The 25083-nt window shown below is 65.3% G+C and carries 23 protein-coding genes; 9 read left to right on the top strand and 14 right to left on the bottom strand.

Features of this window, described 5'->3' with window-relative positions; translation table 11 throughout:
* Positions 1-115 precede the first annotated feature (115 nt).
* Positions 116-1948 carry a multidrug efflux ABC transporter SmrA gene (smrA, locus tag ACT6SE_RS05765; RefSeq protein WP_014646474.1) on the top strand — a complete coding sequence of 611 codons (1833 nt, stop codon included), beginning with the start codon at positions 116-118 and terminating at the stop codon, positions 1946-1948.
* A 58-nt stretch (positions 1949-2006) separates the two neighbouring features.
* Here smrA and ACT6SE_RS05770 read toward each other — a convergent pair whose 3' ends face one another.
* The 4 genes from ACT6SE_RS05770 to ACT6SE_RS05785 form a co-directional block, all read right to left on the bottom strand.
* Entirely contained in the window at positions 2007-3077 is a 1071-nt protein-coding gene (locus tag ACT6SE_RS05770) for a TraB/GumN family protein (protein ID WP_158454136.1), read from the bottom strand.
* Positions 3065-4042 (bottom strand): LpxL/LpxP family acyltransferase, encoded by a 978-nt coding sequence (locus ACT6SE_RS05775; RefSeq protein ID WP_164232874.1) that lies wholly within the window; start codon positions 4040-4042, stop codon positions 3065-3067. Before ACT6SE_RS05775 ends, ACT6SE_RS05770 begins: the two co-directional genes overlap by 13 nt.
* Entirely contained in the window at positions 4020-4721 is a 702-nt protein-coding gene (locus ACT6SE_RS05780) for a hypothetical protein (RefSeq protein ID WP_141098659.1), read from the bottom strand. The genes ACT6SE_RS05775 and ACT6SE_RS05780 overlap by 23 nt, the downstream gene beginning before the upstream one ends.
* 85 nt (positions 4722-4806) lie before the next feature.
* On the bottom strand, positions 4807-4980 hold the full coding sequence (locus ACT6SE_RS05785; protein ID WP_153643487.1) for a hypothetical protein: 174 nt from the start codon (positions 4978-4980) through the stop codon (positions 4807-4809).
* Between the two features lie 420 nt (positions 4981-5400).
* On the opposite strand from ACT6SE_RS05785, the gene agp reads away from it, so the two are divergent.
* On the top strand, positions 5401-6603 hold the full coding sequence (gene agp, locus ACT6SE_RS05790; RefSeq protein ID WP_414616892.1) for a bifunctional glucose-1-phosphatase/inositol phosphatase: 1203 nt from the start codon (positions 5401-5403) through the stop codon (positions 6601-6603).
* A 9-nt stretch (positions 6604-6612) separates the two neighbouring features.
* On the opposite strand, the gene ACT6SE_RS05795 is transcribed toward agp, so the two are convergent.
* On the bottom strand, positions 6613-7611 hold the full coding sequence (locus ACT6SE_RS05795; protein ID WP_046429697.1) for a polysaccharide lyase: 999 nt from the start codon (positions 7609-7611) through the stop codon (positions 6613-6615).
* A 211-nt stretch (positions 7612-7822) separates the two neighbouring features.
* Between ACT6SE_RS05795 and ACT6SE_RS05800 the strand changes: the two genes are divergently transcribed.
* Entirely contained in the window at positions 7823-8059 is a 237-nt protein-coding gene (locus tag ACT6SE_RS05800) for a hypothetical protein (protein ID WP_046429698.1), read from the top strand.
* Positions 8060-8148: 89 nt separating this feature from the next.
* Here the strand turns inward: ACT6SE_RS05800 and ACT6SE_RS05805 are convergent, their stop codons facing one another.
* On the bottom strand, positions 8149-9957 hold the full coding sequence (locus tag ACT6SE_RS05805; RefSeq protein WP_032956825.1) for a DUF885 domain-containing protein: 1809 nt from the start codon (positions 9955-9957) through the stop codon (positions 8149-8151).
* 112 nt (positions 9958-10069) lie between these two features.
* Between ACT6SE_RS05805 and ACT6SE_RS05810 the strand changes: the two genes are divergently transcribed.
* Both ACT6SE_RS05810 and ACT6SE_RS05815 read left to right on the top strand, forming a co-directional pair.
* Positions 10070-10426, top strand: coding sequence for a GFA family protein (locus tag ACT6SE_RS05810; protein ID WP_046429700.1), 357 nt, complete (start codon positions 10070-10072; stop codon positions 10424-10426).
* Positions 10423-11238 carry a DUF4349 domain-containing protein gene (locus ACT6SE_RS05815; protein WP_032956827.1) on the top strand — a complete coding sequence of 272 codons (816 nt, stop codon included), beginning with the start codon at positions 10423-10425 and terminating at the stop codon, positions 11236-11238. The genes ACT6SE_RS05810 and ACT6SE_RS05815 overlap by 4 nt, the downstream gene beginning before the upstream one ends.
* Before the next feature lie 31 nt (positions 11239-11269).
* Here ACT6SE_RS05815 and ACT6SE_RS05820 read toward each other — a convergent pair whose 3' ends face one another.
* Together ACT6SE_RS05820 and ACT6SE_RS05825 are read right to left on the bottom strand one after the other, a co-directional pair.
* Positions 11270-11563 carry a hypothetical protein gene (locus ACT6SE_RS05820; protein ID WP_005408721.1) on the bottom strand — a complete coding sequence of 98 codons (294 nt, stop codon included), beginning with the start codon at positions 11561-11563 and terminating at the stop codon, positions 11270-11272.
* A gap of 68 nt (positions 11564-11631) precedes the next feature.
* A complete protein-coding gene (locus ACT6SE_RS05825; protein ID WP_014646480.1) occupies positions 11632-12576 on the bottom strand; it encodes a LysR substrate-binding domain-containing protein in 945 nt (314 codons plus the stop codon).
* Between the two features lie 115 nt (positions 12577-12691).
* Here ACT6SE_RS05825 and ACT6SE_RS05830 point away from each other — a divergent pair, with 115 nt between their 5' ends.
* The gene (locus tag ACT6SE_RS05830; protein ID WP_046429705.1) at positions 12692-13564 is read left to right on the top strand and encodes a DMT family transporter; all 873 of its coding nucleotides are present in this window, start codon (positions 12692-12694) and stop codon (positions 13562-13564) included.
* A 588-nt stretch (positions 13565-14152) separates the two neighbouring features.
* On the opposite strand, the gene ACT6SE_RS05835 is transcribed toward ACT6SE_RS05830, so the two are convergent.
* Positions 14153-15055 (bottom strand): peptidylprolyl isomerase, encoded by a 903-nt coding sequence (locus ACT6SE_RS05835; RefSeq protein WP_046429707.1) that lies wholly within the window; start codon positions 15053-15055, stop codon positions 14153-14155.
* A 136-nt stretch (positions 15056-15191) separates the two neighbouring features.
* On the opposite strand from ACT6SE_RS05835, the gene ACT6SE_RS05840 reads away from it, so the two are divergent.
* The gene (locus ACT6SE_RS05840) at positions 15192-15557 is read left to right on the top strand and encodes a PadR family transcriptional regulator (protein WP_046429709.1); all 366 of its coding nucleotides are present in this window, start codon (positions 15192-15194) and stop codon (positions 15555-15557) included.
* The gene (locus ACT6SE_RS05845) at positions 15554-16543 is read left to right on the top strand and encodes a sensor domain-containing protein (RefSeq protein WP_046429710.1); all 990 of its coding nucleotides are present in this window, start codon (positions 15554-15556) and stop codon (positions 16541-16543) included. The genes ACT6SE_RS05840 and ACT6SE_RS05845 overlap by 4 nt, the downstream gene beginning before the upstream one ends.
* 110 nt (positions 16544-16653) lie before the next feature.
* Here the strand turns inward: ACT6SE_RS05845 and ACT6SE_RS05850 are convergent, their stop codons facing one another.
* Positions 16654-17961, bottom strand: a complete 1308-nt coding sequence (locus tag ACT6SE_RS05850; RefSeq protein ID WP_046429713.1) for a polyhydroxyalkanoate depolymerase — start codon at positions 17959-17961, stop codon at positions 16654-16656.
* Between the two features lie 93 nt (positions 17962-18054).
* The gene (locus tag ACT6SE_RS05855) at positions 18055-18645 is read right to left on the bottom strand and encodes a class I SAM-dependent DNA methyltransferase (RefSeq protein ID WP_046429714.1); all 591 of its coding nucleotides are present in this window, start codon (positions 18643-18645) and stop codon (positions 18055-18057) included.
* A gap of 149 nt (positions 18646-18794) precedes the next feature.
* Here ACT6SE_RS05855 and ACT6SE_RS05860 point away from each other — a divergent pair, with 149 nt between their 5' ends.
* Positions 18795-19250 (top strand): CopD family protein, encoded by a 456-nt coding sequence (locus tag ACT6SE_RS05860; RefSeq protein WP_014646486.1) that lies wholly within the window; start codon positions 18795-18797, stop codon positions 19248-19250.
* A gap of 139 nt (positions 19251-19389) precedes the next feature.
* Here the strand turns inward: ACT6SE_RS05860 and ACT6SE_RS05865 are convergent, their stop codons facing one another.
* The 3 genes from ACT6SE_RS05865 to dnaE form a co-directional block, all read right to left on the bottom strand.
* Positions 19390-20349, bottom strand: coding sequence for an acetyl-CoA carboxylase carboxyltransferase subunit alpha (locus ACT6SE_RS05865; RefSeq protein WP_014646487.1), 960 nt, complete (start codon positions 20347-20349; stop codon positions 19390-19392).
* Between the two features lie 113 nt (positions 20350-20462).
* Positions 20463-21332: a hypothetical protein gene (locus ACT6SE_RS05870; protein ID WP_014646488.1), complete on the bottom strand. Its 870-nt coding sequence runs from the start codon at positions 21330-21332 to the stop codon at positions 20463-20465.
* A 64-nt stretch (positions 21333-21396) separates the two neighbouring features.
* Positions 21397-24987: a DNA polymerase III subunit alpha gene (gene dnaE, locus ACT6SE_RS05875; RefSeq protein ID WP_014646489.1), complete on the bottom strand. Its 3591-nt coding sequence runs from the start codon at positions 24985-24987 to the stop codon at positions 21397-21399.
* Between the last annotated feature and the right edge of the window lie 96 nt (positions 24988-25083).

The following is a 25083-nucleotide window of genomic DNA, read 5'->3' on the forward strand; positions in this document are numbered from 1 at the left end:
AAATGCCGCGAGGGTGCCGGCCAGCGGCCGGCACTACCGGAGCGGCGGCGATCATCGGCTGGCGTACACATCCGGCGTGGGATACTTCGCCGCTTGCAAGAGGCGAGGGAGTGCGATGTTCCGTTGGTTTGAATCCCTGATCCCGGTGTTCCCGCCCGTGGATGGGCGCATGCCACCGCGCAAGGTGCTGCCGTTCTACCTGCACTACCTGCGCCCGGTGTGGCCGGTGCTGCTGGCGACCCTGATCGCCGGCCTGCTGCTGGCGCTGGTGGAAGTGGCGATGTTCGATTACCTGGGCCGCATCGTCGACATGGTCGCCGAGCAACCGGGGGCCGATTTCTTCAAGCGCCATGCCAATGAACTGGGCTGGATGCTGTTCATCACGGTCATCGCGCGGCCGATCCTGGTCGGCCTTCACAACCTGCTGGTCAACCAGGCGATCGTGCCCGGCCTGAGCAACCGCTCGCGCTGGCTGATGCACAACTACGTGGTGCGGCAGAGCCTGAGCTTCTTCCAGAATGACTTCGCCGGCAGCGTCGCCAACCGGGTGATGCAGACCGGTACCTCGCTGCGCGAGTCGGCGGTGCAGATGGTCGACTCGCTCTGGTACATCGTGGTCTACACCGGCACCGCGCTGTACCTGTTCGCGCAGGCGGACTGGCGGCTGATGGTGCCGCTGATCCTGTGGCTGCTGGCCTATGCGGTGATCATGGTCTACTTCGTGCCGCGCGCGAAGGAACGGGCCTGGATTGCGTCCGAAGCGCGTTCCAAGGCGATGGGCCGCATCGTCGATGGCTACACCAACATTCCCACGTTGAAGCTGTTCGCCCATGGCGGGCGCGAGCAGGCCTATGTGGCCGAATCGATCCAGGAACTGGCGGTCAAGCACCGCGCGCAGACCCGGGTGACCACCGGCATGGACCTGACCATCGCCATCGTCAACGGTTTCCTGATTGCCGGTACCTGCGGGCTCGCGCTGTGGTTGTGGAATGGCGGCCACATCACCGTCGGTGCGATCACGCTGGCGACCGGCCTGGTGATCCGCATCCACAACATGTCCGGCTGGATCATGTGGACCATCAATGGCATCTTCGAGGACATCGGTACGGTGCAGGACGGCATCACCACCATCGCCCAGCCGCTGACCGTGCAGGACCGCGAGGACGCGGTGCCGTTGCAGGTGACCCGCGGTGGCGTGCACTTCCAGGACATCCACTTCCACTACGGCAAGAAGGGCGGCGTGATCGCAGGCCTGGACCTGGTGGTGAAGCCGGGCGAGAAGATCGGCCTGGTGGGTCCTTCCGGTGCCGGCAAGTCGACCCTGGTCAACGTGCTGCTGCGCCTGTACGACCTGGAAAGCGGCCGCATCCTGATCGACGACCAGGACATTGCCTACGTCACTCAGGAAAGCCTGCGCCAGCAGATCGGCGTGGTCACCCAGGACACCTCGCTGCTGCATCGCTCGATCCGCGACAACCTGCTGTACGGTCGTCCGGACGCAACCGATGAGCAGTTGCGCGCTGCGGTGGCCAAGGCGCGTGCCGAAGCCTTCATCGACACGCTGGTGGATGGGCAGGGGCGTCGTGGTTACGACGCACATGTCGGCGAGCGTGGCGTGAAGCTGTCAGGTGGCCAGCGCCAGCGCATCGCCATTGCCCGCGTGCTGCTGAAGGATGCCCCGATCCTGGTGCTGGACGAAGCGACCTCGGCGCTGGACTCGGAAGTGGAAGCGGCGATCCAGGACAGCCTGGATGAGCTGATGGGCGGCAAGACGGTGATCGCGATCGCGCACCGGCTGTCGACCATCGCACGCATGGACCGGCTGGTGGTGATGGACCAGGGCCGCATCGTCGAGACCGGCAGCCACGCCGAACTGATCGCCGCCGGTGGCCTGTACGCGCGCTTGTGGGCGCGACAGACCGGGGGATTCGTGGCTGCGGAGCAGTAATCCCCAGGGGTGTGTATCGCGACGTGTCACAGTCCACTTCCATGGGTCTGGCCGAACATCAGTTCACGCTGGTCGGATAGCTTGGAAATGGCTGATCGCCAGCGATTGCTCCAGCATCGGAAGTGTATCCTTCTTCCATAAGCGCTGCGGCCATGCCTTTTGAATGGAGAAGGTCCTCCAATGGCAGGGTGGTGAAAACGATGTTGTGGCGGGAAGTGGTAGAGCGAAGCGCTTCGAGCCAGTGAGTTCGGCTCTCGACATCAAGGTTCAGGTTCATCGTGTTGGCGATTGCATCATTGGTTAGGCGGACCCAACACCGAGAGGGTGATGATGGAGCGTGCAGAAGTACGTCTGCTTCAATGTCTCCGTCCGCCCATGCACGACCGATTTCGTCGACCCGATCGAGCCAAGGCTGCAGGCTTGAAGTGGCATCTACGAAACACCTGCGGTCGAGCGCAGGATCAATGTGGAAACGTTGAATCGTCTGTTTGGCGGCCTTTACAGGCACAGAGAAGCGAGCATCGACAATAGGCTTCCGGTGCCTTCGGGCTGCCTGAAGGATAGCCTTGGAAAGATGGCTGTCGGTCCTGATTTCGCTGGTCCTCAGTGCGGTGTCATGAGCCTTCCAGGCCGCGTACATCGGGCGCATTCTCTCAATGCTGGCGTCGCGCAGATGGTAGCGATGCTTGAGCTCGTTCCATCTCGCATACTCGGCGCCCGTAAGTGCGTCACGCAGCGTTCTGTCGCCATCGAGGAACTTGAGTTTGCGGATGGAGGGCCACAGCAAGAGGCCGCCAAAAAATCCGCCATCGTGTTCGATTGTCACCCCTGGCGAGCTTAGAACCACGTCGGATGCTGAAATTGCGGCCTCCACGCTGCGGGTATCTATGAATAGGCCCTTCCTGAGAGGTTGAACCGTGCCCAGGACCAGCACGGTTGAATATCCCTTCGTGAACTTCCAGATGCGTGGCCCTGGCCTCGGAGGGGTCGCATGGACGGTGCGAAGGGGAGTAATGCTGGGCTCTTCTTGATCTCTGGCGTATCCATCGGCGGAAGAAAGCGCAATGAGAATAAGGCCTATCAAGCCGATTGACGAGGTGCGTAGTCCACCCATGTTCAATCCAGGCATGCTGTGAACATGGGGCGCGGATGGGTTCGCTGGTCTTTCGAAAACATGTTCCATGCCGCATCAACTGTGTCGGGGTGAAAGTGCGGGAACCTCGATCTCTGCAGGAGATGCTGTCGGATGTACTGCCAATAGATGATCTGAGGACCCATCTCGCGTTCCAGAAAGCGGAAAATCTCCAATGTGGTCCAGTAGTCAGAAACGTCTGATGGAACCGGCGCTGGCGTGTGGCTCGGATTGATCAGGTCCCCGAGAACAGCGGTTGCCTGAAAATCGTGGTCAACGAGGGATACGACCGGCAGGATGCAACTCCCGGTTCTTCGCGCCATAGCGGCGGTGCCTAGCATGACGTCCAGGCGGCGGCCAAGAAATGGAATGCAAAAGGCTTCTTCGCGCAGGCGGTGAACGTCGGGCATCATGATGACAGCTGCCCCGTTCTTCAGGGCGCGAAGTGCTGTGGCGATTCCTTTTGCATTCGAGTGGACAATTCCAGCGCGACATCCGGCGCGATCGAACAGTCGTCGATAGAGATCGTCGAATAGCTCGTTGCCGGAGTGGTTAGTTGGATCACCGTAGAAGATGTGAACATCACGATGGTGGCGAATGCTCTCCATCAGGCGGATGGCAGACAGGATGTAGTGGCCATGATGCGGAAGGGCGATCACAACTCCTCTGTCGCTCGGGAGTCTTGCATTGATTGACGAATAGTCGGAGCGATCAATGCAACGGATGCCTTCGAGAAGTGAATGGCGGTCAAGCTGTGCCAGTTGGGAGCTGATGGTGCTTTTCTGTCGATACCATCGATAGTATGAGTCCAGATCGAGTCCGCTCATTCTGCATGCCGAGTGGATAGCGACCCTTTCACTGTCGGAGAGATGCAGGCCAAGCTGCTGCTCTGTCTGGATATCGTGTCGAATGGTCGCCATCGGGGCGTACTGATTAATCTCACAGGCCTGGCTGTTGCGCATCGCCGGGTTCCTTTCGTGGTTCCGATGCACGGTAAAAACTCTTCAGTTCTCCGTGGATCTGGTCAAATTTCATGGGATTGAAGTCTGGATGCTTCCAGTACATGTGCATCATGGCCGAGTGGAAAACGCGCTGGCGGATTCTGCTTTCGGAGAGTCGTGTGCCCGGCCGCCGCTGGATCTGTGCTGCTTCTGCGAGCCAGTTGCTGCCTATTCGGCGATTGGCATCCAGATGGTCCGAAAGGACGCGCAGCACGGAAACAAGAGGGGAGCCGGGAGGCAACGATATTGCGCCTTCATGCGTGCATGCAATGAGGCGAAATCCGTGAAGGTTGTTCAGAATCGCCTCGACCAAGGATAGGAAACGCTGCTCACCTCGGCGTGATGTCAGGACAGGCGCGTCAACGCTGGATGTAAGTTGGTCGCTGAACACAACGATGATGTGGCGTCCCGGTTTGCGCTCCAGCTTGTGAAGAGCCTCGGATGGCGCTATCGAGTATGCCGAGTCAGCACCAATGATCCCGGTGACCATTCCTCTGTTTGATAGGTCAATGGCACGGTCGATGCTGGAACGGGTCGTCGCCACAATGATGGCGGTCGACGATGTGCTATCCGTTGGGTACGGGAATATCGCATCACATGGGATATCGGGCTGCTGGGGTGTTGATGCTCTGGTGCTCATTTTGTCTCAGCTGCGTGTGATCTCGAGCCTGAATCCGGCAGGTTGGGTTGATGGCACACGTACGAGCCGTGTGCCATCACCTTCCTTATCGCGGATCTTCGTAATTGTTGGACCCGCAGCAGTCGCTGCTGAATGTCGCAACTTTGATGTCATCAACTTCGGCTTCAAAGATGGTATCCAGCGCGTTTGCGTTTGCGCTGGAGAATTTCATCCACGTTGCGACGGTTTTCGGATCTGAGAGGGTGGTGGATACATTCATGACGTAGTCCCTTTGTCGAAGATAGGTAGAAGACCGGGAGCTATTTCTCGGTCGGCATCAAGAATGTGCCGTGCGCGTGGCGCTTGGCTGTCGGTAACCGCAGTCCTGTGTCGTAGGAATTTCACTCGGAACTTCGTGTGGGCCGAGCAGATGATCTGCTGCTCGACGTTTCGAATCCGTTGATTGATCAATGCCAGGGGCCGATCTGGACAGCGGTTGAAGTCGGAACAGTTCGGCTCTCTTGAAGCTGCCGGTCGGCGGCGCGGCAGGTCTGCTGGCAATCGCCGTGGAGGTGCACAATGCAGAGATGCATCCGCAGGGTCTGCGATACGCTTCTCACCGGAGCAGTGGATAATGCAGGCTCATCCGTTCCAGGTCACCGCAATGAATTTCTGCCGATTGCGTCGTCTACCGTTGGTGATGATGCTGGTCGTGGCTGCGCCGTGCATGGCAGCGAGTGGAGCGGCGGATGGTGTAGGTAATGACCAGCTCGAACAGGTCGTCCTGCTCAGCCGCCACAACCTGCGCGCGCCGGTGGTGGCGTCGGGCGCCCTTGCCCATGCCACGCCGGAACGCTGGCCACGCTGGGATGTAGGCCCCGGCGAGCTGACCACCAAGGGCGGCGTGCTGGAAGTCTACATGGGGCGCTACATCGGCCAGTGGCTGCGCCAGGCGCAATTGTTGCCGGCGTCGGGTTGCCCGCAGCCGGCTGACTTCCACGCCCATGCCAACAGTCTGCAGCGTACCCAGGCCACCGCGCAGTTCTTCATTGCCGGTGCGTTTCCGGGCTGCCATGTTGCGGTCGAACAGCGCATGGCGCTGGGGACGATGGATCCGCTGTTCGACCCGGTGATCCACAACGATGACGCGGCATTCCGCAAGCGCGCGCTGGCGGCAATGCAGCAGGCGCTGACAGCATCGGATCTGGCACCCGCACTGTCCGTGGTGGAGGAAATCACCCGTTACCCGCAGTCGGCGGCCTGTACGGGGCGCAGCGACTGTCATCTGGTGCTGGGCGACACGACCTTCAATGCGGAGCCGGGCAAGGAGCCACGCGCTACGGGTTCACTGGCACTGGCCAGCGGTCTGGTCGATGCCCTGCTGATGGAGCATTACCAGGGAAGTGGCGTTCCACGCGAAGGTTGGGGCCGCTTGAACACGGAAGGCCAATGGATGGCGTTGGCGCAGATCCGCAACCGCTACCAGGACATCCTGTTCGGAACACCCGCGGTGGCGCGTGACGTGGCCGCTCCGCTGTTGGCGCGCGTGGATGCGTCGTTCGGTGATCCGGCGTCGCCGAAGGTGATCCTGCTGGTCGGCCATGATTCCAATATCGGTTCGGTGCTGGCGGCGATAGGAATCGGTGACTACAGCCTGCCAGGCCAGTTCGAGAAGACGCCGATCGGTGGCCTGCTGCAGTTCGAGCGTTGGCGTGACCGCCAAGGCGGTGGCGAGCGTTTCCGCCTGGCCTACGTCTATCCGACCACCGCGCAGCTGCGCGATGCCGTGCCGCTGACCGAGGCGCAGCCGCCGGGACGCGTCGCACTGCCCTTGCCGGGCTGTGACCGGCAGGGCTGCAGCCGTGCGCAGTTCCAGCAGCTGCTACAGCGGGCCCGTCGCTGAAACAAGGGGCTATCGCAGCGGCGTGCGCACGATGCCCTGCGCAGCCATCAACGTAAGGTCGCCGCCCAGCCGTGGGGAACGGAACGGTCCGCGTGCATGCGCGGCATCGAACAGGCCGCCATCGGGTGAGCGCAAGCGGTAGAACTCGACCCAGCCGCTGGCCTGCAGGGGCAGCTGTGCAACGCCGGTGTGTTCGTTGAACCATGCAGGGTCCTTGCTGCCTTCGATGACGCGGCGGGCAAGACGGTCAATGGCGTGATCCCTGCTGGCGTACCAGTCCTGGCCGCGCAGCCGTGCCAGCTCGGCCATCATCACCAGCGGCGCCAATGCGTAGTCGTGGTAGTGCAGGGCGCGTTGCCCGCGCGCCATCTCCAGCGGCAGGCTGCCATCGTCCTGGATGTCATCGACGCCCTTCTGGAAGGCGGCGTGGCCGGCTTGCCACAGGGCATCGTCGTCGGTGGCCAGTCCGGTGGCCAGCACGCCCAGACCGCCCCAGTAGTAGTGGTTGTTGCGGCGCCGTTTCGGATTGTTCCAGTACGCCAGGTTGGCCCGGGCCAGCCTCTGCAACCACGGATCGATGCGCGCGCGCTGCCGGGCATCTGCCTGGTCGTGCACCTTCAGGTAGGCCATCGCTACCGCATCGAGCATCCACTGCCGCATGTAGAACGACTGGTTGTTGTTGACCCGGATCATCTGCCCGAGCATGGCGCCGTCGTCGGCCCACGCACCCAGCCAGTTCAGCGTGCACTGTGCGGCTGCCGGGTCACCGTCGCGCAGGTAGTCGTCGCTCATGCGCGCCACGTCGGCGGCATAGCGGTCCAGCGGCGCAGTGGCGTCCTTGTTCTGCTGGCGAAGTGCCGGGTCGATCACCGAACCAGCCTTGTCGGTGTAGTAGCCCAGGGCACGGATGTCGGGCTGTCCCGCCGGTGGCGGCGGGCAGGCAGCGTAGGCAGGAGTGCTGGCCAACAGCGCGGGCAGCAGCGCAAGACGCAAGAGGGGGAGAGACATGGACGCCGGCGGAAGGGGGAACCTGGCGAAAGATGCGCCCGGAGTTGTTCGCCAGGTGTGAGGTCACGCACGCCCGATGTGCAACGGTTCAGGACCGGAGCGGCTCCAACGTGGCGGGAAGGATGCGTTGCCCTGTAGGCGACGCGTGCCCTTCTGGGCTGCGGGGTTGCGATGTAGTCTGCGGGTGATTCACCTACTCTGGAGATCGACCATGAAAATCACGGACTTTCTGGTAATGGATCACTATGGCGACCAGATCGACGCCGATCCCCATGGCAACAACATTGCATTCTGCTGTTTCGACTGCGGGCATCCCATACTGGCCGTCGCGCTGGAGAACCAACGTGGGTTTGATGAAGTGCATCCGGCGGCATGCCGGGGCTGCAAGGTGAAGTACTTTCTTGATATCCGCAGCAATGCCGGGAAGCTGTACATACACCGGATGTGAGGCCGTCGGGCGCTTCAAACGAGAACGGCCCGGGAAGCCCGGGCCGTGAGGTGCTGCCAGAGCCGCGGGGCATTCAGCCCCGCAGCCGATCACTCGATCGGCTGGTCCAGCATCAGCTGGCGTGCGAAACGCACCGGCGGTGCGCCGTAGGACAGTACCTGGTCGTGGTACGCCTTCAGGTTGAACTTGTCGCCCAGCTTTTCCTGCACCGCCTTGCGGGTGTCGAAGTGTTCCTGCGCACCCACGAAGTAGGTCGGCAGCTGCGCCGAGGTCAGCTGCGCGCGCACCCACTTGCCGGCCGCTTCGCTTTCCTGCTGGAACGCGTCGTGGGTCATCAGGTGCATCGCCTTCTCGCGATCCCAGTTGTCCACGTGCACGCCCTGGTCGAGGATCGCGTTGGAGATCGTGCGCAGGTAGAACTTCAGCTGCACCAGGTGGAACAGCGGGTCGTTGTCGAGGTAGCCCTGCTCCTGCATCATGCGCTCGGTATAGACCGCCCAGCCTTCGGCGAACAGGCCCGAACGCAGCACCGCACGCAGGGTGGAGGGGAACTTGGCCGAGTGCCAGCCTTCCAGGTAATGGCCCGGGGTGCCTTCGTGGATGCTCAGCAGGTGGATCATGCGCGAGTTGTATTCACGCAGGAACGAGTCGACCTGCTTCTCGTTCCAGTCGTCCGGAATCGGCGACACGGCGTAGAAGGTCTTCAGGTTCTTGTCCAGCGGGCCCGGAGAGTCGCAGTAGGCCACGGCCACGCCACGCTGGAATTCCGGCATCAGGATGATGTCCACCGGCGCGTCGGGCAGGGTCACCAGGTCGTGCTCGCGCACGAACGCGGTGGACTGCTCCAGCGCGGCCTTGGCATCATCAACCACCTTGTCGCGCGCCGGCTTGTCGGCGTAGGCCAGTTCCAGTGCGGCCTCGATCGCCTTCTGCTGCTGCTCGTCGGTCGGCTGGGCCGGCATCTCCGGCGCACCCGGCTTGTCCTTCAGTACGGTCTGCGCGATGCCGTACATGTCCTCGCGCACGCGCTTGAGTTCGGCGCGTGCACGCTCACCGATCTCCTGGCGCGACAGCGAGGAGCTCAGCGCGAACTTCAGCTTCTGGTCGTACTTTTCCGCACCAATGCGGAAGTCGCCCTTGGCGTTCGGCACCAGGGTCTTGTCCAGCCAGGTCTGCTGCTCGTCCACGGCCTTCTTCAGGCCGTCGATGGCGGCCTGCAGGCGCTGCTGGTCGGCCTGCGGCAGTTCGCCGATGTGCGGGGTGATGAAGGTATCGACGATGCTGAGGATGCCCTTGTTCTGCTTGGCCACCGTCTCGGCATGGATCTTCGGAACGCGGGCCGGATCCAGGTTCTCGCGTGCCTGGGCGAAGATCGCCGGCAGCTTTTCCATGCGCGCGGTCGCCGACTTCAGGCGTTCCGGCAGCGGCGCGAACTCCCGGGCCATCAGGCCATAGATCGCGCTGCCGGCGATGCCGTTGTACAGCTGCGGGTCCCACTTGCCGGACTGGAGCACTTCGGCGTTCCAGATTTCCGACTGCAGCTGGTTGCGCAGGATCGCCGCGTCCACCTGGTTCTCGCGGCCCAGCTTGGCCACCTCGATCTTGTCCAGCTCGCCCAGCAGCGCCTTGTAGGCGGCCACGGTCTTCTGCTGGCCGGCGGCGCTCAGGTCGTCCAGTTCGCTGTCGTAGCGGTGGTCACCGATCTGGGTGGCGCTGACCGGCGACAGCTGCATCCAGGTGTCCAGGGCGCGCTTGGACAGATCGGCGAAGGCGGCATCGACCGCCGCGTCACCGGCCTGCTGGCTGGTGGCCGGGGTGGAAGCGTTGGTCGGGGCGTCGGCAGGCTGGCAACCGGCCAGCGCAGCGACCAGGGCGAGGGCAAGAAGATGCGGGCGCATCGGCATTCCTGTACGGGGTCAAACCCTGAGCATAGGGCCCCGTCGCTGCTTTGTCCCCGTGCCATAGGATTACCATGGGCGGTTTCAAGGACCCTCCAAAGGAGCGCAGGACATGGAATACCAAGGAAGCTGCCATTGCGGCATGATCGCATTCACCGTACAGGCCGAGGCGCCGATCAGCGACGTCATCGACTGCAACTGCTCGATGTGCCGCCGTCGCGGCAGCCTGCTGTGGTTCGCCCCGCGCGAGGCGTTCCAACTGGCCACCGATCCGGCTGACGTGGCCACCTACCACTTCAACAAGGCGCATATCGACCACCACCACTGCCGCCAATGCGGTATCGCCCCCTACAGCGAAGCGATCGATCCGCGTACCGGCACACCGATGGTGGCGGTGAACGTTCGCTGCGTGCCGCAGGTCGATCTGGCCGGTCTTTCGGTGACCTCCTACAACGGAGCCGCGCTGTGAGGCCGCTGTGCGCGTGGACGCGCACGCTGGCAGTGCCGGTGCTGCTGTTGGCACTGGCAGCCTGCGCCAAGAACGGTGAGCGCGCTGCAGAGGCGGGCGCGACCGCGGCCGATGCCGCTGTTGCTTCGCCGGAAGGCGCATTCCTGGCCTACGAACATGACGTGCAGGTGCAGCTGGAGGCGGCGCAGATCGCACCGCGCATCCAGCAGATCGCCCAGGCCTGCCAGAGCGCGAAGTTCGGCGACTGTGCAGTGTTGCAGGTCGACCAGCGCGGCGGCGAGCAGCCCAGCGGTGAAGTGAAGGTGCGCATCGCGCCGAAGGGCACCGAGCCGCTGATCGCGATGGCCGGTGAGGGCGGCACGCTGCAGTCGCGCAACACGCGCGCGGAGGACCTCGCGCAGGAAGTAGCGGACACCGCGCTGACCAAGTCCCGGCTGGAGAAGGAACACGCGCGGCTGTTGTCCTACCAGGACCGCAAGGACCTGAAGATCGAGGACCTGATGGCGATCACCACGCGGCTGTCGGAGATCGAAGCAGGCGTCGAGCAGGCCAACAAGGATGCCGCACAGCAGCGTCGGCGCATCGATACCCAGCTGGTGACGATCCACTTCGACACCACCTCGGGCCAGCGCAGCCGCAGCGAGATCGGCGAGGCGCTGAGCGAGTCGGGCAGCATCCTCAGCGGCAGCATTGCGTTCCTGATCCGCGCCGTCGCCGCGTTGCTGCCGGTAGGTGTGCTGGCCCTGGTCGTGGCCTGGGGTGTGCGGGCGTGGTGGCGTCGCCGCCGTCGCACGCTGCCGCCCACCCGCTGAGGTGACGGCTGATGCCGGCAGGGAGCCGGCGTCAGCCCTCGTCGGTCTCGTACTCGACGAACACATCCAGCTCCAGCGCCAGTTCCTGCACCGCGTCGCGCACCTTCTGCGCGGTGCTTTCATTGCCGACTTCCACTTCCAGCTCGTGGATGCCCGGGCCGATGTCATCGGACAGCCCGGCCGAACTGGAATCGTCGTCGTCCATGTGCGGCATCAGGTCGTCGGTTTCCTCGACATGTTCGATGCCCTCCAGGCCGAGCAGCAGGTCGCTGATGGCGCGGGCGTCGTCTTCGGTTCCGGTGATGCGCAGTCGCAGCATGGCCATGGCGTAGGTACGTTGTGGAGTTGCCTGCAGCCTAGCCAGCGCCGGGCAAAGAACGGGTGAGGGCGCAGTCAGGCGCGTGTGGCCGGGCGTCCGAGCAGGCTGTCCGGCAATGCGGGAATCGGCGTGCGTTCGTCCTGCGCCTGCTCCAGCAACCAGTCGATGAACAGGCGTGCGGCCGGGCTCGGCGGTTGTCCTTCGGCATGCACCACGTGATACGCATAGCGCGCCTTCAGCGCCGGGCCGGGCAGGCGTACCACCTCGTAGCGCTGCAGGTAGGGCTGCGCGATGTGGGTACGTGCCAGCACCGCGCCCATGCCGTACACCGCTGCACGCATCGCATCGGTGCTGTCGGCGAAGGTGTGCATCGGCGGCAGCGGCGAGGGCGGGCGCACGCCGGCATGACGGAACCAGTCGCGCCAGCCCTGCGGCGACAGGTCGGTCAGCAGCGGCAGGTCGGCGATGCGCGCCGGATCGACCAGTGCTTCGACCCCGGCCAGCGCCGGCGAGGCCACCGGGAACAGGTAGTCGTCCATCAGGTGCTGCGCACGCAGGCCCGGCCACTGGCCCAGACCGTAGCGGATGCCGACTTCCGGCCCATTGTCGTCGTAGCGATCCAGGCCGCTGCCGGTGTGCAGCTCGATGCGGATGTGCGGATGGGCCTGGGTGAAGCGCGGCAGCCGTGGCAGCAGCCAGCAGTAGGAGAGCGAGCGCAGCGTGGTGATCCGCAACGGCACGCTGTCGGCATCCGGCTGCAGGTGATGGGCGACGGCCGCGACATCGGTGAAGGCGGCGCTGGCGGCGTCGGCCAGTTGCCGGCCCTCGGCGGTCAGGCGCACGCCGCGGGCGTGGCGCAGGAACAGGCGTACTTCCAGCACTTCTTCCAGCCGGCGCACATGGTGGCTGACCGCGCTGGCGGTCAGGTGCAGCTCCTGCGCGGCCTGGGCGAAGTTCTGGTGGCGCGCGGCGACCGCGAACACGGCCAGTGCGGGGAGCAGGGAAGGGCGTAGCTGCATGTCGAGCCTCAAACCATATTTGTGGCTGGCAGCGATACTACGCGCTTGTGCGGCAGGCGTCTGCGCCCGATCCTGTCTGCCTTGACGAGGAATTGACGATGGACGGAGGCGAGGCATGAATGCGGTCCCACAGGCAGCCGAGCGCGACTGGCGCACACCGCTGGAGTTGACCCTGCTGGGCGCCATCTGGGGCTGCTCGTTCCTGTTCATGCGGGTGGCGGTGCCGTCGTTCGGTCCGTTCGCGCTGGTCGAGGTGCGGCTGGTGCTGGGCGCGCTGGTGCTGCTGCCGTTCCTGTGGCGTGCCCGCGCGCAGTTCCCACCGCGGCGCTGGCTGTGGCTGGCGCCGATCGGGCTGATCAACTCGGCGCTGCCGTTCGTGCTGTTCGCCTACGCGGCCGAGCGAGCCCCTGCGGCGATCGGCGCCATCTGCAATGCGATGACCGTGCTGTTCGCCGCGCTGATCGCGTTCCTGTTCTTCGGTGAAAAGATCGGCATGCGCCGTGCGGGCGCGCTGCTGGTCGGCTTCGCCGGCGTGGTGGTACTCGCCACGGCCAAGGTCTCGGGCCTGAGCATCGGCACTGCAGTGCTGGCTGGTGCTGCGGCTTCGTTGCTGTACGGCCTGGGCGTGAACCTGGTGAAGCGGCACATGACCGGCCTGCCTTCGGCGGCGGCCGCTGCTGCAACGCTGTCGTGTGCCTCGCTGTGGATGCTGCCGATGGCGGTGACCCACTGGCCGCAGGCGGCGATTCCGCTGAAGGCGTGGGGCGCGGCGATTGCCTTGGGCGTGGCCTGCACCGGGCTGGCGTTCCTGATGTTCTACCACCTGATCGGTCGTATCGGGCCGTCGCGGGCGTCGACGGTGACCTACCTGATTCCGCTGTTCGGCGCGGCGTTTGCGTGGTTGTTCCTGGGTGAGCCGGTGACGTTGCAGATGTTGATTGCCGGTGTGTTGATTCTGGGCAGCGTGGCGGTGAGTCAGAAGGGCTGAGCGCGCCGACGCACTGGTAGTGCCGGGCGCTGCCCGGCAGCTCTTTTCCACGCCTGCGGAGAGGTGTCACTTTCTTTGCTCGTGCAAAGAAAGTAACCAAAGAAACACGCCGCCAGGCCGCGAGCCGGTGCTGCGCACCGGTGCCCTGCGCTCCTCGGCCCGTCGAGGGACGGCGCGGGAACTCGCTGCGCTCAGACACCCGCGCCTCTTCGCCCTCGCCAGACCTGCGGTGCTCGGCTCGCTCAAGGCGGACTGGAAGGTCAAGATCAACAGCAAAAGCATCCACGCATTGCGTGGATCTTCTGGATGCAGCTGTGGCCTTTGAACTGGGTCCGCCTTGAGCGACCCGAGCATCGCAGGGGAATCAGGGGCGAAGAGGTGCCGATGTCCTGTAGAGCCGACTGCTAGTCGGCTGCCTTGTGCACACCGTCCCCTGATTCACCGAGAAGCGCAGGGGACCGACGTGCGAAACACGGCGGCTCGCGACCTGGCGGCGCGTTTCTTTTGGTTACTTTTCTTTGCGTACAAAGAAAAGTAACGCCCATGAACAGTGAAGCACCTTCAGCACGCGTCACGCGCAGGAAACCATCAGCGAACCGGCACCGGAATATTGCACAGATCGATATGCCCGGCCGGGCGCTTGTAGAAATCATCCACGCGGTTGCGCCGCGCCTCCACCGTATCGGCGAAGGTCTTCGAGTCGGTACGCAGTACCTGGATCGGCGTGCGCTCGGCTGCCGGCACGTCGCTGGCGCGGCGGATCGACACGATCGGCGTGCGCAGTGTCGGGTCGGTGTAGAAGCCCATCGGCGCCGGCCCGCGCGGCGTCGCGCTGAGCAGCTCCATGCCCTTCAGCACGCGACCGACCAGGGTGATGTTGCGGTCCAGCTGGCGCGGCGACTGTCCGGTCACCACGTACAGTTCGGCACCGATGCTGCTGTCTTCCTCGTTGCTGCGGCCCGCGCCCAGCATGCCGTAGCAATGTGCCAGCCAGGCCTTGCCGGCCTGTGGGTCCTGGCCGACCGGGAAGCCGTCGACAAAACCGGTCTGCGCGGCCCAGCCATCGCGGTCCGGCAGCACGGTGACCTTCAGGTCGGCGCTGGCGCGCTCGAACTCGGCCGGCAACTTGCGCGCGGCGCTGCCGAACGGCTTGGCCTTGGCTGCGTCATCGGCGTCGGCATCGCCGAACTGCACCACGAAGTTGTCCTGCGAGCGGTAGATGCTGGTGCCGTCCCAGAAATGCTCGTGGGCGAAGGTCTGGATGTTGGCGACATGGCGCGGGGCGAACTGCGGTGCCAGCTCGATGATGACCCGACCGGCCGGCAGGTCCATGTACAGCAGGTTGGCCGGGTCCGGGGTGCGCCAGTCGCTGGCCGCCGAGGCGTCGAGGATCTGCTGAGGGCTGCGGTAGGGCGTGGCCGCGCTGGCCAGGGCGGGCAGCAGGCAGGCCAGGGCGAGGGCGGTCAGGGCAAGGCAACGGCGGTGCGGCATGGGAACCCCGGAACATGAACGAGGCTTCGATTCTGCGCGAGCCGCGCAGCGGCGCCAACCGGGAGAGTGACTAACGACACATTCGCTATACCGAACTTCGCACTACTGTGGACTTCAACGTAGTGGAGGGCCGGTCATGTCCGAGGACGATGTCCACCTGAAGAAGTTCCAGAAGGAGCTCAGCGCCGGAACGGTGTCGCTGGCCCTGCTGGCGGTGCTGGCCCGGGCCGGGGCGCCGCTGTACGGCTACCTCATTGCCAAGGAGCTGGAGCGGGTGGGCGAGGGCGTGCTGAGCGGCAAGCAGAGCGCGCTGTACCCGGTACTGCGCAACCTGGAGGGCGCCGGCCTGCTGGAAAGCCATGTGGAACCTTCCAGCAGCGGGCCGCCGCGGCGCTACTACCGCATCAACGAACGTGGCCGCGAGGTGCTGGCGCAGTGGCGCCAGGCCTGGCAGGCCACCCGCGATTCCGTCGATTCCGTGTTGGAGGGGGTACCGCAATGAACGACCCGAGCCTGGCAGGCCGCGCCCTGCCTACGACCATCCCGCAGTACCTGGCGCAGCTGCGCGCGGCGCTGGAAGGTGCCGATCCGGCGATGGTGCAGGACGCGCTGTACGACGCCGAGGAATACCTGCGCTCGGAGCTGGCGGCGCAGCCCGGCCGCAGCGAGGCCGAGGTGATCGCCGATGTTGCCGGCAGCTATGGCGCGCCGGACGAAGTGGCCGAGATCTACCGCGAGACCGAAGTGACGGTGAACCGCGCGCTGCGTACGCCGCGTGCGGATACCGCGCCGATGCTGCGTGCAGCGGCGGAAGCCAGTGGCGTCGAGCCGGCCGCACCGCCGCAGGCGCCGGTGCAGCGTTCGCTGCTGGCGCGCTTCTTCGGCGTGGTGACCGATCCGCACACCTACGGTGCGCTGTTCTACATGCTGCTGTCGCTGGCCACCGGCATCTTCTTCTTCACCTGGGTGGTGACCGGCCTGTCATTGTCGCTGGGCCTGCTGATCCTGATCATCGGCATTCCGCTGACCGTGCTGTTCTTCGGCTCGGTGCGCGGGCTGGCGCTGCTGGAAGGACGGCTGGTGGAAGCGCTGCTGGGCGAGCGCATGCCGCGCCGCCCGCGTTACACCGACCGCAGCCGCACCTGGCTGCAGCGCATCGGCGACATGTTCACCGATGGCCGTACCTGGCTGACGCTGTTGTACTTCGTGCTGATGCTGCCGCTGGGCGTGATCTACTTCACCATCGCGGTGACGCTGCTGTCGCTGTCGCTGAGCCTGATCTGGGCGCCGGTCGCGGCGATCTTCAGTGGTGACATCCCCGGCGTGTACATCAACGACGTGAATGTGCTGCCGATGGCGGCCTCGCCGCTGGTGGCGATCGCGGTTGCTGCGGCGGGCGCACTGCTGCTGGTGCTGACGATGCACCTGGCACGCGGCATCGGCAAGCTGCATGGGCTGATTGCCAAGAACCTGCTGGTGCGGTTGTAACAGGCCAGGGGTCGGATCCCTGTTCGCAGAACAGGGCTCTGACCCCGGATCCCATCATGCTGGGGTCAGAGCCCTTTCCGTTGGAAAGGGATCCGACCCCGGGCGGGGCATTACCCCGCCTTGCGCCGCAACGGGGTGACGTTGCTCTTCTTCTTCGCGGCCTTCGCCGCCGGGGCTTCGGCATGCGCGGCGAAGAAGTCGCGCACCTTCGGGTACACCACCTCGCGCCAGCGACGGCCGCTGAAGATGCCGTAGTGGCCGGCACCTTCGACGATGAAATGCTCACGGCGGTCCGCAGTGATGCCGGTGCACAGCGCCTGCGCGGCTTCGGTCTGACCAAGGCCGGCGATGTCGTCCAGCTCGCCTTCGATGCTCAGCAGCGCGGTATCGCGGATCGCCGACGGATCGACCTTCTCGCCGTTGACCACCCACTCGCCACGCGGCAGCAGGAAGTCCTGGAACACCACGCGGATGGTATCGAGGTAGTACCTGGCCGGCATGTCCAGCACCGCGTTGTACTCGTCGTAGAAACGACGGTGCGCGTCGGCGTCTTCCAGGTCGCCCTTGACCAGGTCGGTGTAGAAATCCCAGTGCGAGCTGAAGTGGCGGCTCGGGTTCATCGACAGGAAGCCGGCGTGCTGCAGGAAGCCCGGGTACACGCGGCGGCCGGCACCCGGATAGCTGGCCGGCACGGTGTGGATGACGTTGTTCTCGAACCACGACAGCGGGTTCTGCGTGGCCAGGTTGTTCACTGCGGTCGGGCTGCAGCGCGCATCGATCGGGCCACCCATCATCACCAGCGTGCGCGGCGTCGGTTCACCACGGCTGGCCATCAGTGAAACCGCGGCCAGCACCGGTACGGTCGGCTGGCACACGCTCACCACGTGCAGGCGTTCGACGCCGAGGTGGCGGATGAACTCCTGGATGTAGGCGATGTAGTCATCCAACCCGAACTCGCCTTCGCTGGCCGGCACCATGCGCGCGTCGATCCAGTCGGTGACGTACACGCGGTGGTCGCGCAGCAGCGTGCGCACGGTGTCGCGCAGCAGCGTGGCGTGGTGGCCGGACAGCGGCGCCACCACCAGCACGAACGGCTGGTTGAGCATGGTGTGCAGCTGGTCGGCTTCATTGCTGTGGCGCTTGAAGCGCAGCAGCTTGCAGAACGGCTTGCTCACTTCCTCGTGCACGACGATCGGCACGCGCTCGCCATCGACGTCGATTTCGTTGATGCCCCACTCGGGCTTCTCGTAATCCTTGCCGATGCGGTGGAAGAGTTCATTGACCGCCGCCAGGCGATCAGCACCGGGCATCTGCGACCACCAGTGGCCCTGGTTGGCGAAGAATCTGGCGTTGGCCTGGGCCTGGTGCACCCAGGGGGCGAGCAGGTTGCGGGTCAGTTCGTGCAGTTGATAGAGCATGACGACCGAATATGTATGGTCATATGTTGCCGCGCAGCATATCCCATCCGGGGGTCCCGCAGGTTAAGTCGGCTGAAAATAATGAATCCGGATTCACATCCGTTCCAGCGCGGCCGCATCGCCTGCCAGGGCGGGGCCGAGCCAGCAGTGCGACCCTACCGGCTGCAGGCCCTGGCGGGCCAGCGTGCGGCGGTACCAGCGCGCCGGTCGGGCCTGGAAGCCGTCGTGGTCGCCTTCGAACGCGTCCTCGGCGGCGAAGGTCTCCAGGAAGGCCACGCCGCCGGTCAGCTCGGCCACGCCGGCCAGTCCTGCACGCAGCTCGCGGTCGGGCACGTAGTGCATCACGTCCGAACACACCAGCAGGTCAACCGGGGCACAGGGCCGCAGCCAGGCGAAGTCGCCGAAGCGGGCCAGGTGCAGGTTGCGGGTCTTGCCGTAGCGGCGCACAGCGTACTCGCTGCTGTCGAAGCCGAGATATTCGACCTTCGGACGCAGCTTCAGCAGCGGCGCGCGCCAGGCGCCTTCACCGCAGCCGATATCCAGCACGCTGCGGATCGGCCGCTCCAGGTAGTACTCGGCGCTGGCCACGGCCAATGCCACCTTGCGCGCCAGGCGGGCGCTGCCGCCGATGTCGGCACGGCGGTACCAGCGTTGGAAGTAGGCGGCGTCGTAGGTCTTGTCCATGGGGCGGTGCGCGATCGGGGAAAACGGCGCCTATCGTACGGTGTTGCGGCGCGCCATGCGTCGATGTGTCGCGGCGCGCGTGCCTGCGGCGGCTTCGCCACGGCATGCGAGAATGGCCGCCAACCTACGCCAGCCGCCGGAGCGAGCGCATGCAGAGCTACTACTGGGTCAAGACCTTCCACATCGTGTTCGTGGTGGCGTGGATGGCCACGGTGTTCTACCTGCCGCGCATCCTGGTGAACCTGGCCGAGACCGCGGGCCAGCCGGCGGTGACCGAGCGCCTGCAGCTGATGGGCCTGCGCCTGTACCGCTTCGGCCACTCGATGTTCGGCCTGGCGTTCCTGCTCGGCCTGGTGCTGTGGCTGGGCTACAAGGTCATCCCCGATTTCCCGACCATGGTGGCGCCGGGAGCTGCCGGCTGGCTGCACGCCAAGCTGGGGCTGGTGGTGGTGCTGCTGGTGTACTTCGGCTGGACCGGCCGCCTGCTCAAGGGCGTGGCCAAGGGCCGGGCGCTGCCGTCGTCGCGCGCGCTGCGCTGGATCAACGAGATCCCGCTGCTGGCGTTCATTCCGATCGTGTGGCTGGTGCTGGCCAAGCCGTTCTGAGGCGGGGTCACCTGCGTCCGGTAGATCCACGCCATGCGTGGATGCTGTCAGGGCGCAAACGAAGGAGCCGGGCAAATGCCCGGCTCTTTCATTTCTGCAATCACCTCGTGTTGCCGGCCAGCGGCCGGCACTACCGGGCTTAGGCTGCTTCGTACGTGCCGTAACTGCGCAGGCGCGTGTAGCGCTGTTCCAGCAGCTGTTCGGTGGACAGCTTGTCCAGCGCGTCCAGTTCGTTCAGCAGCACGGCCTTCAGGCGCTTGGCCATCTGCGTCGGGTTGCGGTGGGCGCCACCGGTCGGCTCGCGCACGACCTTGTCGACCAGGCCCAGGCTCTTCAGGCGCGGCGCGGTCAGGCCCAGCTGTTCGGCCGCTTCCTTGGCCTTGCCCGCGTCCTTCCACAGGATCGAGGCGCAGCCTTCCGGGGTGATGGTCGAGTACACCGCGTATTCCAGCATCACGGTGCGGTCGCCCACACCCAGTGCCAACGCACCGCCGGAGCCGCCTTCACCGATCACGGTGCAGATGATCGGCACCTTCAGCTCGGCCATCTCGATCAGGTTGCGCGCGATCGCTTCGGACTGGCCGCGCGACTCGGCGTCGATGCCCGGCCAGGCGCCGGCGGTGTCGATCAGGGTCAGCACCGGCAGGCCGAAGCGCTCGGCCATCTTCATCAGGCGCAGTGCCTTGCGGTAACCCTCCGGCTTGGGCATGCCGAAGTTGCGCTTGATCTTTTCCTTGGTGTCGCGGCCCTTCTGGTGGCCGATCACCATTACCGCGCGGCCATTGATGCGGGCCAGGCCGCCCATGATCGCCTTGTCGTCGGCGAAGGCGCGGTCACCGGCCAGCTCCTGGAACTCATCGAACATGACGCGGAGGTAGTCGGCGGTGTACGGGCGCGACGGGTGGCGGGCCAGCTGCAGCACCTGCCACGAGGTCAGGTTGCGGAAGATCTGCGCGGTGCGCATGCGCAGCTTGTCCTGCAGCGCGTGCACTTCCGCCTCGACATTGACCGCCGGCCCGGCACTGGCGTTGCGCAGCTCCTGGATCTTGGCTTCCAGGTCGGCGATGGGTTGCTCGAAGTCGAGGTAGTTCGGATTCATCGGAAGCCGTCGTGTAAAGAAGGGGGGAATTCTAGCCGAATGCGTGCAAACCACCCGTACGCCTTCGTCTGGAAGGCGACGGTAGCGCAGCCGGGCAGGGGGCGCCAGTCAGCTCAGGGCACCACCAGGGCGCTGCGGCCCATCAACTGGCTGCGCTGGGAGACGAAGTCGTTGTAGGCCTCGTTGGCTTCCCGGCCAAGGCCGCTTCCCAGGGTGGCAGTGGCCGAGGTGAAGGCCATCTGCGCGGCGAAATCCTGCTTGCGCAGGGCCTTCTGTTCATCGGCGGTGGTGGCCTTCAGCCAGCGCGCGTAGACCTCGCGCAGGGGCGCGGCGTGGGCCTCGAAGGCCGGCACCAGCGCCGGCAGGCTGGCCGGGGCCGGTTCCAGGCTGTAGGCCGGGGCCACGTAGCCACCTGGTTGCTCGCGCTTGAACGCGCCGGGCTCGCCCATGCCTTCTTCCACGTAAGCGATGAAGTCGGGAGCGGTGAACACCTTGGCCACGATCTGGCCGCCGCTGGAATCAACGTGGGCCACCACCTTTTCCTTGGGGAAGGGTTCGCGCACGCCGTAGGTCCAGGTCTTGTCGATGAACAGGTCGTGGCGCTTCTCGAACGGGCCTTCGAAGTCGACGCCGCCGAGCTGGATACCGCTGTTGCCGACGCCGAAGTTCTTCACCTTGCTCTCGTCGGTGACGTAGATCTCGCGGGCGATCACGTACTCGCTGAGGGTCGGATTGATCAGCCCGCCACGACCGTCGACGTAGACGATGAAGCGCACATCACCGAGCTTGTCGGTATGCAGGCGATGCTCGCCGACAGCGAGCGAGACCGGGCGAGAGCCCTGTGCGGCCACCGGCAGGTCCTGGCCGTCGATGCTCAACGCCAGCGGCGTGTCGGTCGGGTTGTCGATCTGGAACTCGATCTTCGACGGGGAGCAGGCGGCCAGGGCCAGTGCGGCAGCGAACGGGAACAGCAGGGTCTTCATCGGCAATCGTCCTTGATACTTGGAACGGGGAAACAGGGGAGACAGGACAGCGAGGGAGCCAGCCTCAGCTGGCCCATGGCGGGCTGTAGCGCACCTTCAGCGTGCGCACGGCCGGGTCGGCGCGCAGCGCCTCCATCAGCTTGGAATCGATGCGTACCGCGCTCTGCCCGGACACATCGAGCATGCCGGCGACGCCGCCGTGCGGCCCCTTCAGCAGCAGGTCCAGGCGCAGTGGCGTCCGTCCCGGGCGATGGCGGTCGAGCAGCGCATCGATGCGCTCCCAGACCGGGCGCTGCTGGCGCAGGTCCAGGCGCAGCGACAGCCGCGTGGCGTAGTTGGCGCAGACCTCATCGAAGTCCCAGCACTGGCGGATGCGCAGCGCGAAGCCGCCGTTGAACTCGTCCTCGCGCAGGCCGCCCTTGACCACCAGGATGCGGTCCTTGGTCATCAGGTGGCCGAACTCGGCCATCGCGTCGGAGAACGCGCTGCACTCGACGCGGCCACGTCCGTCCTCAAGCTGGATGAAGATCTGGCTTTCGCCCTTGCGGCGCACGCCGACCACCTGGCCGGCCAGCACCGTCTGCACTTCCGGGCGCCAGCGCTTTTCGCCGCCGCCGCCACCACCGCTGTTGGCGCTCCAGATCTTCTCCACCGAACCCAGGTCATTGCCGACCAGGTCGCGCACATCGTCGCGCCAGGGATCGAACGGGTGGCCACTGAGATAGAAGCCCAGCGTGTCGCGCTCGCCGTTCAGGCGCTGCAGCAGCGGCCACTCCTCGGCTTCGGGCAGGTCCAGCTGGATCGTGGTCGCGCTCGGGTCCGGGCCACCGAACAGCGAGTTCTGTCCCGAAGCCCGCTCGCGGGCCATCTGGTCGGTAGCCTTGATCACCTCCGGCAGCTGCAGCATCAGCGAGGCACGGTTGCGGCCGAGCTCGTCCAACGCACCACAGTTGATCATCGCTTCCAGCGTGCGCCTGTTGAGCTTGGCCGAACCAACGCGCGTGCAGAAGTCGAGCAGGTCCTTGAACGGGCCGCCCTTCAGCCGCTCCTCGACCACCGCCTCGCAGGCACCCTGGCCGACGCCCTTGATCGCCCCGAGGCCGTACTGGATGGTGTCCGGCGTCACCGCTTCGAACATGAAGGCCGACTGGTTCACCTTGGGCGGCAGCACGGTCAGGCCGAGGTTGCGCACCTCGTCGAGGAAGCCGACCACTTTGTCGGTGTTGTCCAGATCGGACGACAGCGTGGCCGCCATGAACTCAGCCGGGTAATGGCGTTTCAGCCAGGCGGTCTGGTAACTGACCAGCGCGTAGGCAGCGGCGTGCGACTTGTTGAAGCCGTAGCCGGCGAACTTCTCCATCAGGTCGAAGATTTCGTCGGCCTTGGGGCCATCGACGCCGCCCTTGGCTGCACCTTCGCGGAAGATCTCGCGGTGCTTGGCCATTTCGGCCGGCACCTTCTTGCCCATCGCGCGGCGCAGCAGGTCGGCGCCGCCCAGCGAGTAGCCGCCGACGATCTGCGCCATCTGCATGACCTGCTCCTGGTACACCATGATGCCGTAGGTGTCCTTCAGGATGGCTTCGGTGCGCGGATCGGGATAGATGATCTCTTCCTGCCCGTGCTTGCGCGCATTGAAGGAGGGAATCAGGTCCATCGGGCCGGGGCGATACAGCGACACCAGCGCGATCAGGTCTTCGAAACGGTCGGGGCGCGCATCCTTCAGCAGGCGGCGCATGCCGGAGGATTCGAACTGGAACACCGCGCCGGTGTTGCCGTTGGCGAAGATGTCCCTGTAGGTGGGCGTGTCGTCCAGGGGGATCGCGGCGATGTCCACCGGCGGGATGCCGGCGCGCTCATGGCGCTTGTTGATCGCCTTCACCGCCCAGTCGATGATGGTCAGCGTGCGCAGGCCCAGGAAGTCGAACTTCACCAGGCCCACTTCTTCCACGTCGTTCTTGTCGAACTGGGTGACCGGGTTCTTGCCGAGGCCGTTCTCGTCGTGTTCGGCGTACAGCGGGCAGAACTCGCTCAGCGGCTCGGGCCCGATCACCACGCCACCGGCGTGCTTGCCGGCGTTGCGGGTCAGGTCTTCCAGCTGCAGCGCCAGGTCGATCAGGTCGCGGACATCGTCCTCGGTCTCGTAGCGCTGGATCAGTTCGGCCGACGCCATCTCAGAGCTCGGGCCTTCCTTGCCCTTGCCCAGCGCATCTTTCAGGTGGATGCCCAGAATGTTCGGGATCAGCTTGGAGACGCCGTCGACCAGGCCGTACGGGAAGCCGAGCACGCGGCCGGAGTCGCGCACCACCGCCTTGGCGGCCATGGTGCCGTAGGTGATGATCTGGCTGACGCGCTCGCGCCCGTACTTGCGGGCGACGTAGTCGATCACCTCGTCGCGGCGGTCCATGCAGAAGTCGATGTCGAAGTCGGGCATCGACACGCGTTCCGGGTTCAGGAAGCGCTCGAACAGCAGGTTGTACGGCAGCGGGTCCAGATCGGTGATCTTCAGCGCCCACGCCACCAGCGAACCGGCACCCGAACCACGGCCGGGGCCGATCGGAATACCCTGGTTCTTGCCCCACTGGATGAAGTCGGCCACGATCAGGAAGTAGCCCGGGAAGCCCATCTTGATGATGGTGTTGAGCTCGAATTCCAGGCGCTCGAAATACTCTTCGCGGGTCTTGCCCGGCGCCAGCGGATTCTTCTCCAGGCGCTCTTCCAGGCCATCGCGCGACATCTTCTGGATCCAGGTGTCCAGCGTCTCGTCGTCCGGCACCGGGTAGTTGGGCAGGAAGTAGGTGCCCAGCCGCATCTCGATGTTGCAGCGCTCGGCCAGCGCCAGCGTGTTGTCGATCGCATCGGGGATGTCGGCGAACAGCGCGCACATCTCCTCGGCCGACTTCAGGTACTGCTGGTCGCTGTATTCGCGCGGGCGCTTGGGGTCGTCCAGCACGCGGCCGGTGGAAATGCACACGCGCGCTTCGTGCGCGCTGAAGTCCGACGGCGACAGGAAGCGCACGTCGTTGCTGGCCACCACCGGCAGGCCACGCTGGCCGGCGGCCATCAGCGCGAACTGGTTGAAGGTTTCCTCGCCCTCGCGGCCGGTGCGGGTCAGCTCCAGGTGCAGGCCATCGCCGAACACGCGCTGCCAGTCGGCCAGCTGCTGCTCGGCCAGTTCATGCTTGCCGTCCAGCGCCAGGCGCCCGGCCAGGCTCTGCCGCCCGGCCAATGCGAACAGGTTGGCGTTGCCGGCCTTCAGCCAGTCCGGGTGCACGGCCACGCCGCCCTCGGGGCGATGGCCTTCCATCCAGGCGCGGGTCAGCAGCCGCGACAGGCTCAGGTAACCCTCGCGGTCGCGGCACAGCAGGGTCATCCGCCACGGGTCCTGGCCTTCCTCGGCGATCAGCACGTCGGCACCGGCGATCGGCTTGATGCCCACGCCTTCGGCGGCCTTGTAGAACTTGACCAGGGCGAACAGGTTGTTGAGGTCGGTCACCGCCAGCGCGGGCAGGCCGAGTTCGACCGAGCGCGACAGCAGGTTGGCCTGCTTGGCCTTCTTCGGGTCCGCCTGGTCCGGTTTGGCCGGCACACGGATGGTGGAGTCCGCCAGCGAGAACTCGGTGTGGACGTGGAGATGTACGAAGCGGGAGTTGGACATGCCGGACCAGGTTGGAGCGCGCGGGCCCCGGGTGCTGACGGACGATCGTCGCCGGGGTCGGGAAGCGCTGGAATGCCCGGTCAGGGTAGCGAGGGC

Source organism: Stenotrophomonas sp. LC732, from assembly GCF_052446685.1.
Lineage (GTDB): Bacteria > Pseudomonadota > Gammaproteobacteria > Xanthomonadales > Xanthomonadaceae > Stenotrophomonas > Stenotrophomonas muris.

Coding starts and splice junctions, on each gene's coding strand:
- ACT6SE_RS05845 (WP_046429710.1), top strand. CDS start 15,554: ATGAACGACCCGAGCCTGGCAGGCCGCGCCCTGCCTACGACCATCCCG.
- ACT6SE_RS05805 (WP_032956825.1), bottom strand. CDS start 9,957: ATGCGCCCGCATCTTCTTGCCCTCGCCCTGGTCGCTGCGCTGGCCGGT.
- ACT6SE_RS05770 (WP_158454136.1), bottom strand. CDS start 3,077: ATGCCTGGATTGAACATGGGTGGACTACGCACCTCGTCAATCGGCTTG.
- ACT6SE_RS05830 (WP_046429705.1), top strand. CDS start 12,692: ATGAATGCGGTCCCACAGGCAGCCGAGCGCGACTGGCGCACACCGCTG.
- ACT6SE_RS05785 (WP_153643487.1), bottom strand. CDS start 4,980: ATGAATGTATCCACCACCCTCTCAGATCCGAAAACCGTCGCAACGTGG.
- ACT6SE_RS05835 (WP_046429707.1), bottom strand. CDS start 15,055: ATGCCGCACCGCCGTTGCCTTGCCCTGACCGCCCTCGCCCTGGCCTGC.
- ACT6SE_RS05855 (WP_046429714.1), bottom strand. CDS start 18,645: ATGGACAAGACCTACGACGCCGCCTACTTCCAACGCTGGTACCGCCGT.
- ACT6SE_RS05780 (WP_141098659.1), bottom strand. CDS start 4,721: ATGAGCACCAGAGCATCAACACCCCAGCAGCCCGATATCCCATGTGAT.
- ACT6SE_RS05800 (WP_046429698.1), top strand. CDS start 7,823: ATGAAAATCACGGACTTTCTGGTAATGGATCACTATGGCGACCAGATC.
- ACT6SE_RS05860 (WP_014646486.1), top strand. CDS start 18,795: ATGCAGAGCTACTACTGGGTCAAGACCTTCCACATCGTGTTCGTGGTG.
- ACT6SE_RS05850 (WP_046429713.1), bottom strand. CDS start 17,961: ATGCTCTATCAACTGCACGAACTGACCCGCAACCTGCTCGCCCCCTGG.
- ACT6SE_RS05840 (WP_046429709.1), top strand. CDS start 15,192: ATGTCCGAGGACGATGTCCACCTGAAGAAGTTCCAGAAGGAGCTCAGC.
- ACT6SE_RS05825 (WP_014646480.1), bottom strand. CDS start 12,576: ATGCAGCTACGCCCTTCCCTGCTCCCCGCACTGGCCGTGTTCGCGGTC.
- ACT6SE_RS05795 (WP_046429697.1), bottom strand. CDS start 7,611: ATGTCTCTCCCCCTCTTGCGTCTTGCGCTGCTGCCCGCGCTGTTGGCC.
- ACT6SE_RS05820 (WP_005408721.1), bottom strand. CDS start 11,563: ATGGCCATGCTGCGACTGCGCATCACCGGAACCGAAGACGACGCCCGC.
- ACT6SE_RS05870 (WP_014646488.1), bottom strand. CDS start 21,332: ATGAAGACCCTGCTGTTCCCGTTCGCTGCCGCACTGGCCCTGGCCGCC.
- ACT6SE_RS05865 (WP_014646487.1), bottom strand. CDS start 20,349: ATGAATCCGAACTACCTCGACTTCGAGCAACCCATCGCCGACCTGGAA.
- ACT6SE_RS05810 (WP_046429700.1), top strand. CDS start 10,070: ATGGAATACCAAGGAAGCTGCCATTGCGGCATGATCGCATTCACCGTA.
- smrA (WP_014646474.1), top strand. CDS start 116: ATGTTCCGTTGGTTTGAATCCCTGATCCCGGTGTTCCCGCCCGTGGAT.
- dnaE (WP_014646489.1), bottom strand. CDS start 24,987: ATGTCCAACTCCCGCTTCGTACATCTCCACGTCCACACCGAGTTCTCG.
- ACT6SE_RS05775 (WP_164232874.1), bottom strand. CDS start 4,042: ATGCGCAACAGCCAGGCCTGTGAGATTAATCAGTACGCCCCGATGGCG.
- agp (WP_414616892.1), top strand. CDS start 5,401: ATGATGCTGGTCGTGGCTGCGCCGTGCATGGCAGCGAGTGGAGCGGCG.